The sequence below is a fragment of the Neorhizobium sp. DAR64862/K0K3 genome, from assembly GCF_050500185.1.
Classification (GTDB): Bacteria; Pseudomonadota; Alphaproteobacteria; order Rhizobiales; family Rhizobiaceae; genus Neorhizobium; species Neorhizobium soli.
The window spans coordinates 102365-117935 of the sequence record NZ_CP191451.1 but is presented as its reverse complement, the minus strand read 5'-3'; the positions used below and the strand labels follow the sequence as shown (position 1 = coordinate 117935).

Annotated in this window: 6 protein-coding genes and 5 pseudogenes; 7 read left to right on the top strand and 4 right to left on the bottom strand. The window is 56.2% G+C overall.

Annotation, left to right across the window (positions count from 1 at the left end; genetic code table 11):
• The first annotated feature begins 22 nt into the window (after positions 1-22).
• Positions 23-559: a YidB family protein gene (locus tag ACQY1L_RS24110; protein WP_430246369.1), complete on the top strand. Its 537-nt coding sequence runs from the start codon at positions 23-25 to the stop codon at positions 557-559.
• Positions 560-1062: 503 nt separating this feature from the next.
• Here the strand turns inward: ACQY1L_RS24110 and ACQY1L_RS24105 are convergent.
• A complete protein-coding gene (locus ACQY1L_RS24105; RefSeq protein WP_430262140.1) occupies positions 1063-1362 on the bottom strand; it encodes a cold-shock protein in 300 nt (99 codons plus the stop codon).
• A gap of 386 nt (positions 1363-1748) precedes the next feature.
• On the opposite strand from ACQY1L_RS24105, the gene ACQY1L_RS24100 reads away from it, so the two are divergent.
• From ACQY1L_RS24100 to ACQY1L_RS24075, 6 genes and pseudogenes are all read left to right on the top strand, one after another.
• The gene (locus ACQY1L_RS24100) at positions 1749-3689 is read left to right on the top strand and encodes a methyl-accepting chemotaxis protein (RefSeq protein ID WP_430246372.1); all 1941 of its coding nucleotides are present in this window, start codon (positions 1749-1751) and stop codon (positions 3687-3689) included.
• A 1922-nt stretch (positions 3690-5611) separates the two neighbouring features.
• Entirely contained in the window at positions 5612-7966 is a 2355-nt protein-coding gene (locus ACQY1L_RS24095) for a bifunctional diguanylate cyclase/phosphodiesterase (RefSeq protein ID WP_430246374.1), read from the top strand.
• Positions 7967-8161: 195 nt separating this feature from the next.
• A pseudogene (locus ACQY1L_RS24090) lies at positions 8162-8292 on the top strand (transposase domain-containing protein); the annotation flags it as partial.
• Between the two features lie 588 nt (positions 8293-8880).
• Positions 8881-9225, top strand: a pseudogene (locus ACQY1L_RS24085) (IS3 family transposase); the annotation flags it as partial.
• 651 nt (positions 9226-9876) lie between these two features.
• A pseudogene (ltrA, locus tag ACQY1L_RS24080) lies at positions 9877-11407 on the top strand (group II intron reverse transcriptase/maturase).
• A 67-nt stretch (positions 11408-11474) separates the two neighbouring features.
• Positions 11475-11669: pseudogene (locus ACQY1L_RS24075) on the top strand (DDE-type integrase/transposase/recombinase); the annotation flags it as partial.
• Between the two features lie 7 nt (positions 11670-11676).
• Here the strand turns inward: ACQY1L_RS24075 and ACQY1L_RS24070 are convergent.
• The 3 genes and pseudogenes from ACQY1L_RS24070 to ACQY1L_RS24060 all read right to left on the bottom strand — a co-directional run bounded on the left by ACQY1L_RS24070 (position 11677) and on the right by ACQY1L_RS24060 (position 15562).
• Positions 11677-13008: pseudogene (locus tag ACQY1L_RS24070) on the bottom strand (IS30 family transposase).
• Positions 13009-13065: 57 nt separating this feature from the next.
• Positions 13066-14310, bottom strand: coding sequence for a DMT family transporter (locus tag ACQY1L_RS24065; protein WP_430246376.1), 1245 nt, complete (start codon positions 14308-14310; stop codon positions 13066-13068).
• A 7-nt stretch (positions 14311-14317) separates the two neighbouring features.
• Positions 14318-15562, bottom strand: a complete 1245-nt coding sequence (locus ACQY1L_RS24060; protein WP_430246089.1) for a type III PLP-dependent enzyme — start codon at positions 15560-15562, stop codon at positions 14318-14320.
• Positions 15563-15571 lie beyond the last annotated feature (9 nt).

The following is a 15571-nucleotide window of genomic DNA, read 5'->3' as shown; positions in this document are numbered from 1 at the left end:
TTCGTCATTGATGGAGGATAGAATGGCTAGCAATGCTTTGAAAGCTCTCTTAGGCGTACTCGCCGTAGCGGGTTACCAGAACCGGGACAAGATCGGCGAGCTGCTGAAGGGAATTCGTAGTCCCTCACAGCCGGGTCTGGATGGTCAACCGCAGTCTTCCGGTGGCGGACTTGATGATCTCCTCGGCAGTCTGACAGGCGGCGCGGGCGGTGGTGGTCGAGGAGGTCTCGGCGGCCTCGGAGACTTGCTAAAGGGCGGTCTTGCGGGAGGCCTCGGTGATCTTCTACGCCAGTTCGAAGCCAAGGGACATGGCGAGACCGCCAACTCGTGGGTGCAGCCCGGCGAGAACAGACCAGTCACTAACGGTCAGCTGTCGGAGGCGCTTGGAACCGACACGATCGATGACCTATCGTCACGTACCGGGTTGTCGACCGAGGAAATCCTCAGTCGCCTCAGCCGTTCCCTCCCAACCGCGGTAGACGACCTGACACCTGATGGTCGGGTCCCGACGGACGACGAGGAGTTTGATGACCAGCCTATGCGGCCAGGTCGTATTTAACCCGTCTAACTTCGGATAAGGCTCGCCGATGATTTGGAGCCCATCTTTCAGCACCGTTGAGCCTCAGTATGATCTCGACTTATTCCGATCGGACGGATCGATCAATCTCGGGGAACGGTCGCCATCAACGGCGGCCGTTCTGCTTTATGTGCGTCACATAACGCTCACCTCGACGTGCCATGTTGGAAGGCGTTCGACGGAGGTTGAGATGCGCGAGAAGAAGCTTGGGAGATCCAGAACATGGCGGTCACCATTAGGGAGCTGGCTTCACCCGGTATGAGCCGACAGTTTCCCGAGGTATTTGTCTATCTGCTATACCAGACCGTCTACTGACACCTCGTTCGGAGCTTCGTAACGGCGGCGCTTATCGGAGAAAACTGTTGACCGCCTCGAGCGGCTTGAACTTGTCGAGGAAAGTTCCGTGCGAGGCGAGACGATCCTGCAATTGACGATCTTTGCACAGGCAATTCGGGCCTGCCTGTTACATTAGCGATGCACGACAGCTATCGCCGTCGAAGACCCCACTCCTTCTCGAATTCTTTCTCGAAAGTCGAAGTTGCATTATCCGGTTCAGGCTCGCGTTGAGGTGCCTTTGGCTTGGAAATGACCGAGAGGCCTTCTGCAAAGACTTTCCCGTTCCGCGAGCCAATGGAATACCGAAGAGTAATGCCGTTCTCCAAGGTCGGAAGATTGGCTTCCTCAACCTTTGAGATATGCAAGAATACGTCCGCAGTGCCATCGTCAGGTGTGATGAATCCGAACCCCTTGGCTACGCTGAACCACTTAACCGTTCCTGTTGGCATACATTGTTTCCCTATCTCAGCCGAGTTACTGGGTTTCACGGCTGCCATATATGAATGCGACACAATCGACGATCGGGAACGTCTGAGTTAGTGCGTCGCGCTGATTGCGATTATTGCATTCCGCAGCTTTAGCGGGTCAACAATTTCTGACGGTAGCAATCATGCGCTGTCCCATGCGCATATTTCAACCAGGCTATCGCTTATTCACAAGGAAACCAGAACTCAAGGGAAACCTGAGTAATCTTTTCTTATGAGAACTCTCTTACCTTCCCGCCAGGACACCGAGATCGATCAGATCCTTTTACGCGCATGATGCGCGCCGTCTGCGACGGCTCCTGTCTCCTTTCTCCCCGCTGCGCTCATTCCTTTCCCTGCGAAGGTCCTCCATGCTTAAAAATCTGAAGATCAAGACCAAGTTCCTGATGGCAATTGCCATCCTCGGAGTCATTTCCCTCGCTGGCCTGTTGTTTGTCACACAGCGCTTCAGCGCGGCCAACCAGTCCTATTCCAGTTTCCTTCATAAAGAGAGCACCGCTGCGGCGTTTGTCCCTCGCGGCGCAGCAGCCACTTGGACAGCCACAACCTGGCTCAGTCGCGCGCTGGCTCAGGCCCCGCAGTCGGCGGCTTTTGCAGATCTTTCTGAACGTTTTGGCAAGGAGCTTGCAGGAGCTCGCAGTCGTCTGGAGCAGGTCCCAGGGCTCGTTCCTAGCCGTCAAGCTGCGGTGCAAGAGCTTCTCCTCGATATCGACAAGCTGGCAGCCATCGGCGACCTTCTGTTGAAGGCTCATGCCGCCGGCGACACTGCTAAGGTTACTGCATTGTCAGGCGATCTCGACAAAATCGTCATCGAATTGTCTCCCAAGTTTGGTGCAAACAACGGAGCAATGACGGATATGATCAAGAACGGCGGTGACCAGCTCTCGGCGGAAGTTTCCTCCACTATCCAGCTAGCTCTCATCGGAATGCTTATTGGTATCGCGGTTGCTGTTGCGATTGCCATGGCGATCGCCCACACAGGCGTCACCGCTCCGATGGCGCGCCTTCGTGAACGCATGTCTTCGCTTGCTGCCGGCAACACAGACGCAGAGATCGATGGCCTGGGCCGCAAAGACGAGGTTGGTATGATGGCCGAGGCTGTCGCCATTTTCCGCGACAACGCTCTGGAGCGTCTTCGCCTTGAGCAGGAGGCAATCGACAATCTCAGTCTTTCTGAACGTGAACGCGTCGAGCGCGAAGCAATGAGAAGCCAAGAAGCTGCCGACGTGAAGTTCGCCGTAGAGAACCTTGCCAGAGCGCTCAGCCAGCTTTCCGAAGGCAACGTGTCATACCGCGTTGATACGCCGTTTACGCCAGCGCTCGACGGCGTCCGTAACGACTTCAACGCGTCTGCGTCAAAGCTGCAGTCGGCACTTGAACATGTTGCCGAGAATGCGCGCAGTATCGAAGCTGGTTCCGCTGAAATCAAGTCGTCCGCCGATGATCTTGCCAAGCGAACCGAACAGCAGGCCGCGTCTGTCGAAGAGACCGCAGCAGCGCTCGAAGAAATCACCACCACCGTCAAGGACGCCGCCAAGCGCGCTCAGGAAGCCGGCTCTCTCGTTGCCCGCACCCGCCAGGGCGCCGAGAAGTCCGGTGAAGTCGTCCAGAACGCTGTCAGGGCTATGCAGCAGATCGAGAAGTCTTCGGGCGAAATCGGCAACATCATCGGGGTGATTGATGAGATTGCCTTCCAAACCAACCTTCTCGCTCTAAACGCCGGTGTCGAAGCCGCCCGCGCAGGGGAGGCCGGCAAGGGTTTTGCGGTCGTCGCACAGGAAGTGCGTGAACTTGCTCAGCGTTCTGCCAATGCTGCGAAAGAGATCAAGACATTGATCAATGCGTCCAACCAACAGGTCCAGAACGGCGTACTTCTGGTTGGCGAAACCGGCCGCGCACTGGAAACGATCGTTGCGGAAGTCCAGGAAATCAACCGCAATGTGAGCGCAATCGTCGAGAGCGCTCAGGAACAATCGTCCGGCCTTCAGCAAATAAACACCGCCGTCAACGCGATGGACCAGGACACCCAGAAGAACGCCGCAATGGTCGAGGAGCAGACTGCCGCAAGCCATGGAATGGCGCGCGACGCAGCATCCCTGAACGAGCTCCTGTCGCAGTTCAAGCTGTCGGGTGCAGGCGGTCAACGTGGATATACGCCGCCCCAGGCACTTCGCCCTTCAGAACGCCGCGAAACATCCGGAGCTTCGCCGGCCCGTGCCTTGAGCCGTAAGCTGGCAACGGCCTTCTCCGGCAATGCCGCTGTAGCTGCCAACGAGTGGGAGGAATTCTGAGACGCAGCCTGGAGCGTTCAGCAAAGAATAGCCGCGGATATCAGTCGATACCGCGGCTGTTGGCGGGCTGAGCGACTTGCGTGGATTAAGCGCCCGTTGTCTCTGACAACGGGAGGTCGTGCCATTCGGCTTCGGCGTCTCGTTTAAGAGCAAAGCGGTTGATGCGATTAGGATGCTTGACGGTACCATCGCCCTAGTATCAAGCGGTCGTGGTCGGCATCGGTCTATCGACGACTGAAGCATTATCAACTATAGATGCTCACCTTCGGCCACAAGCGAAACCGGCAGGTCGCGTATGGTAGGAGAGAGGGGCCTATGACCATTTCTCGTCTTCCGGAACTTGAGCACGCTTCTCATGCGCCGTTTCGGTTGGTGGTCCGTTACCTGGTAGATTATGATCTTCGAGGGTCACTCCCAGAGTCGCTTCAATTGCGAGCATACGTTCGACGTTAATCAGCAGTCACCACGGTTGCGACATTCCACCTGCTCTTTCGTCGGCAGTAGCAAGCCGGTCGATCAAAGCATGGACGTCCTCGTCGATATCGGATACAATTCCGACGTCAGTTTCCTGGGTGGAGAGAAGTGCCCGCTTCACAAGATCTGCACGTACAGCCGGAATTGCGCTGTAAAGCGTAAGCGATCATGCAAAATTTCTAGCAAATTCCGGTGAAAACCACCCATGTTGCACCCGTCCTTACGCAGGCGGGAGCACGTATGACTCTCAGTCGCCCTCTTCGGTTGCGGCCGATACTTTAAGCCTACGCGCATATCGGCCAAAGTCGACCCCATCACCCAAGCTGCCGTGGTACAAATTGGCAACGCTACACCTTAGCAGCGAGGTGATCGATACAATGAAAGCGTCTGTTGCCGCCAGCGTCCTTTAACCCGTCAGGCATTCCCGCGACATAGATTTTATCGTCAATACGAGCAGACTGGTCGCTTTCTTTACACAGCTTCACCCATCCTCTGTGCCCGCAAACGTCGCATTTCAACATTTCTTCCCAACCGCGGCGGGGCATAAAAAACTCCGTCTTATTCCTCGGAAAAGCTGAAATGCAATTCCCCTTTTGACGCTGCGTTATCAAGCATGATCCTGAGAGCACGTAAATCCACTTTATCAGCCGGCTCGTATTTGCGAGCAAACGAGTCTCTGAAGTTTAACATGCTCGCCTGCTAGAAGAACCATGTCGAACGATGAATCAGCAATTGTACGCGCGACATTGAGCACTACCATCAAAAACGCCAACAGAAGGCAACGGGTCGGCTGTTTATTCTGTCGAGCGTTTCGGCTTTCGGGGACCATCTATATCATTCTCTTGGAATCAAGAAAAAACTCAAACGATCGTGCTCTTTAAAAGTTCGGCGGCTTTGTCATCGACCTGCAGTTCATGGCATGATGCTTCCTCATTTGCTGCAGACCCTCGTAGAGGATGCTTAACTGCGCGCACCGTTGTTGCCGCTGTCTCGGCTACCTGCCTGCTCGTTTCCGTATCGAACTCGACCGCAAACTTTGCCTCGGTATTCCCTTCCAATCATGCTAAGACCTTCTGTGCCGTTCGATCTCGTCCTTGCCTTCTACGAGCGATAGATAAGTGACAAGGTTGATATGCCATCAGGTCTGCTTTCCGTATGGATAGGAACGTGATTGCCAACATAGAATCGTAGGCCAAGCATGTTGCCTCGTTGACATTCTCGTCCGCCGACTAGTCCGGATGCTGACGTTTGAAGCCTATGGGCTTGGAACGGTGAGACCTCAGCGATGATAGTGAAATTACTGTTCTCACGGAGCTCGCGAGCCGACCATCGGTCAATGACCAAAGTATGATTGATTAACTGCGTCTCGTGGAACATCTAACGAAACTGACAGACGACTCCGAATATTAAGTCGCGAACCGTAGGTTGGCCCCATTTGAGGGCCCCAAATGCAGTACGTTTATAACTGTTTGCGCGAAGCACATGATCAGTCCTTACTTCAGTTAGCTGGTCTTGTCTGTCTTGTCGGCGTTTACGCATCCTTTGCCGTAGCACGTCACGCAGCACGCGCAGACGAAAGCGAAAAACGAAAGTGGGCCCTGATAGCCATTATGGCAGCCGGTTGCACAGCCTGGTCAACCCACATGATCGGCTTGCTTGCGTTTCGACCTGGAATGCTATCAGGATTTGACCCAGTTTTAACCGCGCTCTCCCTCGCATTGACAGTTGTAGGCATAGGTCTGTCTGTCGGAAGTGTCATAGGATCACGCAGCCGCCGGCGGCGACTGTCGGCCGGCGTCTTCCTCGGCATGAGCATCGCCCTCCTCCACTATCTCGGCCAGTATGCTTACCTTGTGACCGGTCGCGTAACTTGGAACTACGGCCTGGTTGTTTGGTCCCTCTTCCTGTCCCTACCACTCTTTGGCGCGGCGCTGGTTACAGCTGGCGAGCGCAGCCCGTCGGTTCGAAACTGTGCGAGCTTGCTACTGATCGCAGGTATCAGCATCCTTCACTTCTTCGGCATGGCTGCACTGCAGCTTGAGTTCGACCCGCAGGTCGAACTGCCATCATCCGCCCTATCACCCGAAATTGTTGCGCCGATTGTCGCGACAGTCAGTGCAGGACTTGTGCTGCTCGCTCTTCTTGGCGTCCGTCTTGCTATAGCGGCGAAGGCCCAACTGTCACGTGATCGCAAGAAGCTTCGTCAACTCGCTGATCTAGCTGTGGAAGGCCTGGCGATCTGCGACGGAGAGACGATCGACGCGGTGAACGCCAGTCTAGCGCGATTGGCAGGCTGCACGAGCGGCAATTTAGCGAATAAGGCTCTGGTTACTATCCTTCCAAACGTCAATATAAGCGCGATTCCAGAGCACGAAGAAGAAGATGCCGAACTGCTGACAACATCAGGACAGTTGATCCCGGTTCGCGTCCTATGGAAGTTAGTCAGTGTGGGAAGCCGGCAGCAGACCGTGATAGCGGTGCGCGACCAAAGTGAGCGGATCCGCAACGAACAGAAGATCCGATCGCTTGCCTACTCCGACACTTTAACTGGTCTTCCCAACAGGCTCCAGTTCAACGAGGCTTTGGCGTCTCGTTGCAAAGAAGCGGCCAAGGCCGGAGCGGGGTTTGCGCTGTGCCTTCTCGACCTGGATCGGTTCAAAACAGTAAATGACACGCTTGGTCACATGGTCGGCGATGACCTCCTCGTGAGGGTTTCCAAAAGGCTATCGGCGCTCGGAGCGAATGTCTCCTTATTCGCCAGGCTTGGCGGGGATGAATTTGCGCTAATTCTTGATGATGATGGTTCCGTGGCTCTAATTGCGAGAGACATCATCGACGCTCTCAGCGAACCATTCATCATTGATGGAGCCATTATCTATATTGCAGGCAGCATCGGGATTGCGCTGTTTCTTGGCGACGGCGGCGACCCTTCCGACGTGACGCGACATGCAGATCTGGCGCTCTACGCCGCAAAACACTCCGGGGGCAACACATACCGTTTTTACGAAGAAAGCATGAGCGCAACCGCCGAGAACCGCCGGCTGCTGGAGCTCGACCTGCGCCGCGCATTGGCTCGGGACGAGTTCGAAGTTCACTACCAACCACAAGTGGATCCGAGAACAGGCAAAGTCCAAGGTGCAGAAGCACTGGCGCGTTGGCGTCATCCGACACGCGGTATGGTCCCGCCTGCTGAGTTTATTCCGCTTGCTGAAGAGATCGGCCTCATAGGTTCGATCGGAACGTGGATATTACGCGCCGCATGCCTCGAAGCTTCAACGTGGCATCCCGATATCTCTGTCGCCGTCAACCTGTCGGCTGTTCAGCTTCGCGATACGTCCCTCCCGTTAACCGTCCTGTCGGCATTAGAGGAAAGCGGTTTGCCTGCCTGTCGGCTTGAGTTTGAGATCACGGAAAGCGCTCTCATGCAGGACGAAGCCTTAGCGTTCGATACACTCCAGACGCTGCGAGCAATAGGCATCCGAATTTCAATGGATGATTTTGGAACAGGGTACTCCTCGTTGAACTACCTCCGTCGATTCCCCTTCAGCAAAATCAAGATCGATCAGTCCTTCATTCGACATGCTCCACGCGACCCGGAGTGTGTCGCCATCATCCAAGCCATCACGACCCTTGCCTCAAAACTGCATATGTCTGTGACTGTTGAAGGTGTTGAGACAGATGAGCAACGGGCCTTTACTATTGCGGAGCAGTGCAATCAAATCCAAGGCTATCTTATCAGCCGTCCGATCGATGCTGCGTCAATGAGACGGTTCTTAGAAGGGCAGTCCAAAGAAGCTGCTTGATAACGGCTCAGCCGCTCGGGTGGGGACAAGTCGCCCACTTATCCAGGTGCGGTGACGATGATTGCGGATTCTACTAAGTTTACGCAGTGACATGCAGGGGGCCTGTTCAAAAGGCCCAACTGAGGAACAGGACGCTAAAACAAGCTGTAGCAAACCGCCAATCTATCTAGGATGAATACCATATCAGCTCGGAAAACACTCCTTCAGACGGCGAAGATGGACAACGTCGATCCGCAGGCATGGCTCACCCGACCCTCGATCGCATGGCGATCGGCTGGCCCAGCAACTATCTCGATGAACACATGCCGTGGAAACACGCAAGATGAAGGATCTCAGCTTGCCGCTTAGAAGCATAGAAAGCGAAAAATAAAGTGACCAAAATGGAATCACAGCGTCGCCTCACCTGACGTACGGCCAGGGTCCGACTGTAAATTCGGCAGACGGACACGTAGTTTACTTCAGGGTGTGCTCTTCTGTACGAATAGCCAAGTCGCTCCTTCCACTCCAACCGGCTGTAAAAAATCAGGGAGCCGAGAAAGTTGCGCTGACAACGCCTGAAGTCCTTCGACTCTACTTAGAAATGTGATAAGGTTCGGGGCTTTTTCTTCGGCAGCATCGAGGCAAAAGCCGTGAATTACTCCCAACTCCACACTGTCGCGAGGCGTAACTTCCCTAAGCGTCGCTACAACGGATGTTACAAGCTGTTCGAAATTAGCCACGCCTGCCTCCATCAGTCAGTGCCTAACCTTCGCAGGTCCTAACCGATACAACAATGCGCGAATATACGTAGAATGAACCGCACCGGGGTTCGCCAGAGGCCATTTTGTTTAGGATACGCAGCCCGTCCAGCTTGGCTAATACTGATCCTCTGCTTCGGCTGGCGGTATATTGCCGATGGGCTCTAGGGGGCGTCGGTCCGCATCCATTCCAGCGGGTTTTATGCCTGGCTCCGGATGCCCTTGAGCAAGCGTGCCTGTGAGGACAAGCGGCAGATTGATCTGCTCCAGACGGCTTGGGAAGAGAGCGGCAGGGTCTACGGGTATCGCAAGCTTCATGACGACCTGCTCGATCACGGCGAGACATGCTGCCCCAACCGGGTTGCGCGTCTGACGCGGATTGCCGGGATAAAGGCTCAGATCGGCTACAAGCGCCGTCCCGGAGTTTATGGCGGCAGGCCTTCCATTGTCATCGACAACACTCTGGACCGTCAATTCGACGTTGCTGCTCCGGACAAGGCGTGGGTCACGGACATCACCTACAGTGCGCCTCGCCCCAAACGGGGAGGCATATGACTGGAATGCAAAGAGAAAGGAGGATGTGAAGATTTGCCTGTCCCCTGCTGCGAGGGGACATGAGCCCAAGCGGCGGTGACCTGCCGTCAACTGGCAGGGTGACGTAGCCCGCAGGTAAAGGGGATTGAGGCGAAGTCGTTACGCCAAGATGGTTCCCGAGGCTGAAGTATTGGAAGGTTGAGGAACACGAACCGGTTAACCCGCATCTGAGGGCTGGAATGTCGCCTTCGCCTACACGGCTTAACAGGCGGAATGCTGATGATGTCGCCGGACACGTATGTCGGCGTGCATCCGAACGCGAGCGCAGACGTAAGGATGCTCGCGGTGGGTCATGGGGAGAATGCAGCCAGACCATGGCATCGGCATCGACTTGCGGAACGCAAGGGAAAAGACTGCGACCGGCAGCCTCACCAATACGCCGACGTCCAGCATATGAACGAGGGAAGGCATGATGGAATGACAACGAAGTATTGCGTCGCAAGGGAGTTGACCCTGATGTCCATCATGTTGGCGGAGTTCTCGTAGTAGTCCGCGGCAGGGAAAGCCTGCCACATGGCGAAGGGGAACAGTTCAAACTGCTTGAAGTGCAAACTATCTGACCAAACGAGGTGAAGACCTTTGATAATCAGCGAAATGCAGCACAAGCTCGCAACATGGGCCGAGAGCGATCCAAACCGAAGGTTTGATCGGCTTCTTCGGCTGATTGCCAACCGGGAATGGCTTGCCGAGGCCGCTCGGATGGTTCTTGCGTCAAGTGGCGCACGAACGCCGGGTATAGACGGAATGGATAAGCAACGACTGCAGGTCAAACTGGATCAGCATCTGGACGACCTGCGAGCAAGCCTGTTGGAGGAGAGTTATCGCCCCCAGCCGGTCAGGCGCATCTATATCCCGAAATCAAACGGCAAGCTACGACCACTGGGTATTCCGACCCTGACGGATCGCATCGTTCAACGCGCCATGCTGATGGCCATGGAGCCGATCTGGGAGAGCGATTTCCATCGTTTATCCTATGGCTTCCGGCCGGAACGGAGCGTGCATCATGCCGTCCGCACCGTAAGGATACAGCTTCAGGATGGAGCCGACACGACGAGGGGCCGCTGGATCATCGAAGGTGATCTGGCCAGCTACTTCGACACGGTCCATCACCGACTGCTTCTGAGATGCGTGCGGCGACGGGTGCAGGACGGACGGTTCGTCGATCTTCTCCAACGGTTCCTGAAGGCAGGCCACATCGACCGTGGCCTGTTTACAGCCTCCAGCGAGGGTGTTCCGCAAGGTGGCGTTCTGTCACCGCTCCTGTCCAACATCATGCTTTCACGAGTTTGATATGTGGCTGGAAGCGAAATATTTGAGCGACAAGGCCCGCAAGGACCGATGGGCATGGAACTTCGGCATCAAGCAGGGCCGCCCCATCACGGCTCGCGAGAACCGGCAATGGAAACCGGCTGTTGCCTATTGCCGATACGCTGACGACTTCGTCGTGATCGTAAAAGGAACCAGGGCTCATGCAGAGGAAATCCGCGAGGAATGCCGGGCGTTTCTGGAATGCGAGTTGAAGTTGACGCTGAACATGGAGAAGACCCATGTCACACACGTCAATGACGGCTTCGTCTTTCTGGGGCACCGGATCATCCGCAAGCGTGGGGCACATGGACGGATGTCCATCGTCACGACGATACCCAAGGAAAAGGCAAAGGGGTTTGTTCGCAGACTTACCGAAACCCTTTCCGGCAATCATAGTGTCAGTGCGGTCGACATGATCGCTGGCCTGAACCGCCAATTGGTGGGATGGGCGGCGTTCTACAAGTTCACCGACTTCACGGCGTACGTCTTCCGGCGCATCGATCATGTCGTGTTCTGGAAAATGGCGCATTGGCTGGGGCACAAATACCGATCCCACATCAAACCCCTGATGCGGAAATGGTTCAGGGCCCCAGAACCGGGCAAGGCGAAAACCTGGCTCGTGTTTGGTCGGAATGAACGCGGTGACCCCGTCGGAAAAGTGTTGAAACGGCTTGTCTCAAGCCCCAAGGCGCAGTTCCGGTGGCGCAATCCGGAGGAGAACCCATACATCTTCCGGATCGAGAACCGCAGTACCGTCACATCGAACTATCATGAAGTTGCTATGGCCATGGGCCAAGCTTGAATAGAGAGCCGTATGCGCTGAAAGGTGCACGTACGGTTCGGGGAGGAGAAGCGCATCTGCGCTTCTTACTCCACTCGCTACTTGGCAGGGCTTCGTCTACGTGGCCTTTGTCATCGATGTCTTTGCTCGTCGCATCGTCGGCTGGCGGGCGAGCCGGACAGCACATGCAAGCTTCGTCCTCGATGCGCTGGAGCAGGCACTTCATGATCGGCGTCCTGCGCATGGCGGCGGCCTTGTGCATCATTCGGATCGCGGTGTTCAAGGCAGATTCAAGCGGTCGTCGCAACAGTGTCCTTTCTACCGCCTCGCCAGGAATTGGTCGAGGATTTCAGCAGGTGTTTTCCAGCCGAGCGTTTTGCGCGGTCTTGTATTTAGAGAGTGAGCTACAGCATCCAGCTCTCCATTCGTATGGCGGCTCAGATCCGTGCCTTTAGGAAAGTACTGGCGCAATAGACCATTCGTGTTCTCGTTGGAACCACGTTGCCATGGGCTCTGCGGATCGCAGAAGTAGACCGCCAAGCCGGTGTCGATGCGCAGCTCGGGATGTTGGGCCATTTCCGCTCCCTGATCCCATGTGAGCGATTGACGCAATTGCTTCGGAAGGTTTGCCATCGAGCGAACAATTGCTTTGCGGACTGCTTCCGCGCCATGTCCCGCGAGCGCGGGTCCGTTCTTCACTCGTGGACCCTGTTGATGCCCTTCCATGCGGGGGAGGACAAGGGTGCCGATGGCCGAGCTCCCAAGACCCAGAATAAGGTCACCTTCCCAATGACCTGGCACCGCCCGATCCTCGATTTCGGCGGGCCGGTCGCTGATCATGACAGCATCACCAATGAAGGACTTGTTCCGAGATCGTGATCGTTCGCGTGGCACACGCAGCGCTCGGCCGGTGCGTAAGCAGGCGGTAAGCTCCCTGCGCAACGCTCCGCGCCCCTGGATATACAGCGACTGATAAATCGCCTCGTGACTGATCCTCATGGCCTCATTCTCTGGATAGTCAATCTTAAGGCGGTGCGCGATTTGCTCTGGGCTCCACGCCGTCGACCACCTGCGGCTCTGACGGTGAACCGCTCGCCGCTTCTTCCACATCACTACCGGGCCGTCGAAAGCGAGCCCCCCTCCATTGGAGACTTTACCAGCCAAACGCTCCTCAACATATCGGCGGAGGATCGGATTGCTCGCCAATTTGCATGCGCGCGGTCGACGGGCAGCGCGGTCGGCATGCCATTGCGCCGTGCTTGGTCGGTAGTCCAGCCGACCACTTCGGGTAGCAGCATTACGGCGGATTTCCCGTGAGACTGTGCTTGCTGAGCGCCCGAGCTTACAAGCAATGGCTCGGATGCCGACGCCTTTGGCAAGCTTCATTGCAATATCCTCGCGTTCCGAAAAGGAAAGATAACGGCTGTTCTCGGCTTCGCCCATGGCGCCATATGTGTTGGCGGCATTCCACCTGCCTCTCGAAACCAGCGCGGGCCGAGCGGGGCGGATGCTCCGGCATCCAACGCAGCTTCCTCACTTGACCGCCCCAAGGCAATAGCTTGCCAGAAGCGTCCGCGCTCTTCACGCTGCCATGCGGACGGACGTTGGGAATATACCGCCAGCCGAAGCCGAGAAGCGATATTACGCCGTGCTGGACGAAGCAGCCATGGCCGCATAACTTAAACGAAATGGCCTCCGGCAAACCCGGCGCGGTTCAACGCCATGTCAGGCAACCACCCCTGACTCCCTGCATCCCCTTGCCGCTGCTTCGTTCGCAGTGGAGTAATTTCGCCAGATCGGAGAACGGCAGGTTGATCCAGCTCGTCCCACAGCTGCAAGACAACATCCAGAGCTTGAAGGAGCTCGCGCATCTCGTCGTCGTGACGGCGTGGATCGTCGTAGCTGCGGGCCATTACCAGCAGCCGGTCTAACACCAGGCTCGTCACGCTCTGGAGCTCAGAGTAGCTTGAGATTCTTGAGACCGCGGAGGTCCAAACGGTTTGCGGTAAAGCTGCCGCAGGTTCGGTTGCGTCGGCTGTTTTCTTCCAGAGACTGGCGCTGGCAATAACTGCTCCGGTGACGACCAGCAGGCCCGACCAGAGTAGAGACAGACTAAGTGCAACGCCGGTAAACACCGCAACTATGACGGCGCCGATAAACGGCTCCACATAGGAAAACGCACCAAGAGCTTGCATATCGCCTTTCTTCAGCCCGAAGTCCCAGAAGTAGATTGCCAGACCCATCGGAAATATTCCGAGTGCCGCAATCGCCATCCATTCCGTCGAGTTCGGCTGGACCCAGTCCTCCAGTAAGAGATGCGCGGCGAAGGTTACGATGGCAGAGGCTGCGTAAAATAGGCCGAGAACCGAAGACGGCACATCCGGCAGCAGTCGCGTCAAAACCGAGTAGAGACCCCATAGTGCCGCAGCGACGCCGATCACGCAGAGGTAGAAGATCGCCGATGCGGTATTGCCGACACCGCTCCCGGTATCAATCAATAGAACGACCCCAATGAAACCGAGTGTCGCCCCAACGACATGCCACCAGCGAAGTCGCTCTCCCGGAAGGAACGCTGATGCAACGACGATCATCAACGGTGTGGTCGACTGCAGAAGCGCCGCCGCAGCCGGAGGCGCTTGCTGCGTCGCGTAATAAATACAGCTGTGATATCCAACTAGCGCGCCGACGGTCAGCGCCCATACGCTGAACGGTTGCCGGAACGCTTCTAAGGGATGGCTCCCCGTGGCAATCCACACAGCCGGCGACATCGCTGCGGCGAACATGAACGCCAAGGCGACCGTTTGCAGCGGTGGAACTGCCGTCGTGACTGTGACGAGCACCGTCTCGGTGGCCCACAACACAACACCCGCAGCTCCGATAAGAGATGCAAATTTACGCCCCGGACGTTTCTTCCCTGCGGGCATCACAATTCTACTCTCCGATAGCGACGATCTTGTCAGCGAAGAAACCGTTGAAATGAGTGCGCATCGAAAGACTGTATGCACCCATCATGCCAATCTCGATCCAGTCGCCCTCTTGGACGTCGCCAGGCAACGCTAAGTTTGAGCCGAGCAGATCATTGGAGTCGCAGGTCGGGCCGAACACTTTGAAGCTGGTCACCGGCGACGCTTGACGGGCGTGGTGACGTATCAGGCGAACCGGTCGGGTTTCTTTCGGATGGGTAAGTTCCTGTAGTGTGCCGAAAACGCCATCGTTGATGTAAATAGCTTTGTCTCTTCTGACCACGACCTGGACGATCGTCGTGCCGCCTTCCGCTACCAGCGCCCGTCCCGGCTCGCAGAGGATGATACAACCGGGCGGCAAGTCTACGGTTGCCTTCGCGTGGACGATCTGCCCGAAATAGTTCTCTACACCTTGAACACGGTCGCCAGGATAAGGAGCTGGGAAGCCTCCACCGACATTGAGTACGCTCAAGGGAACATCGGCACTACGAGAGACTTTTCCCGCCAGCATCACTGCTGCCGCGAATGCCTCAGGAGCAAGGCATTGCGATCCGACATGAAAGGAGATGCCCGCTTTTACGCCTCTTTTTTGGATTATTCTAAGTAAGCGGGCCGCATCGGCGGGCTGCGCGCCGAACTTTGTCGACAAAACATACCGTGCATCCGCCGGCTTCGTTGCAAGTCGCACGGCGACGATCAGGTCGCTGTTCATGTCGGCCTCTTGGAAGATCTTTTCGATCTCCTCTTCGCAGTCGGCCGTATAGAAACGCACTCCGTGATCGAATGATGCTGTGCGAATGGCAGGCCGAGATTTCGCCGGGTTGTTGAAGAACTGGCCGGCAGCCTTCCCTAAAATGCTGTCGATCAGACGAACCTCTTCAAGAGATGCAACGTCGAAGTCGGTGATCCCCGTTTTATAAAGGGTCTCGAGCACCAAAGGATGCGGATTGCACTTGACCGCGTAAAGTGCACGGCCGGGAAAGACGCTAAACCGTTTCGCTGCGTCCCTTATTTTGGCGGGCTCGAGGCAGAAGACCGGTTCAGTCGGACGCATTTCCGAAATGACTTCGTCTACGCTTGCAAATGAAGGTAGAGGAGGTCCAACGCGCCGTGCCCGGTCGATACTAGGTATTGCGAGCTCGATCTGCTGCCGAACCTGTTGAAACCTATCTGTGGCATCCGGTTCAAGAGCGCGAATATTCTGTGCAGTCATCTTCATTCC

Bases quoted from the DNA above. Each gene is read 5' to 3' on its own strand.
- ACQY1L_RS24110 (WP_430246369.1), top strand. From the start codon at position 23: ATGGCTAGCAATGCTTTGAAAGCTCTCTTAGGCGTACTCGCCGTAGCG.
- ACQY1L_RS24105 (WP_430262140.1), bottom strand. From the start codon at position 1,362: ATGCCAACAGGAACGGTTAAGTGGTTCAGCGTAGCCAAGGGGTTCGGA.
- ACQY1L_RS24100 (WP_430246372.1), top strand. From the start codon at position 1,749: ATGCTTAAAAATCTGAAGATCAAGACCAAGTTCCTGATGGCAATTGCC.
- ACQY1L_RS24095 (WP_430246374.1), top strand. From the start codon at position 5,612: ATGCAGTACGTTTATAACTGTTTGCGCGAAGCACATGATCAGTCCTTA.
- ACQY1L_RS24065 (WP_430246376.1), bottom strand. From the start codon at position 14,310: ATGCCCGCAGGGAAGAAACGTCCGGGGCGTAAATTTGCATCTCTTATC.
- ACQY1L_RS24060 (WP_430246089.1), bottom strand. From the start codon at position 15,562: ATGACTGCACAGAATATTCGCGCTCTTGAACCGGATGCCACAGATAGG.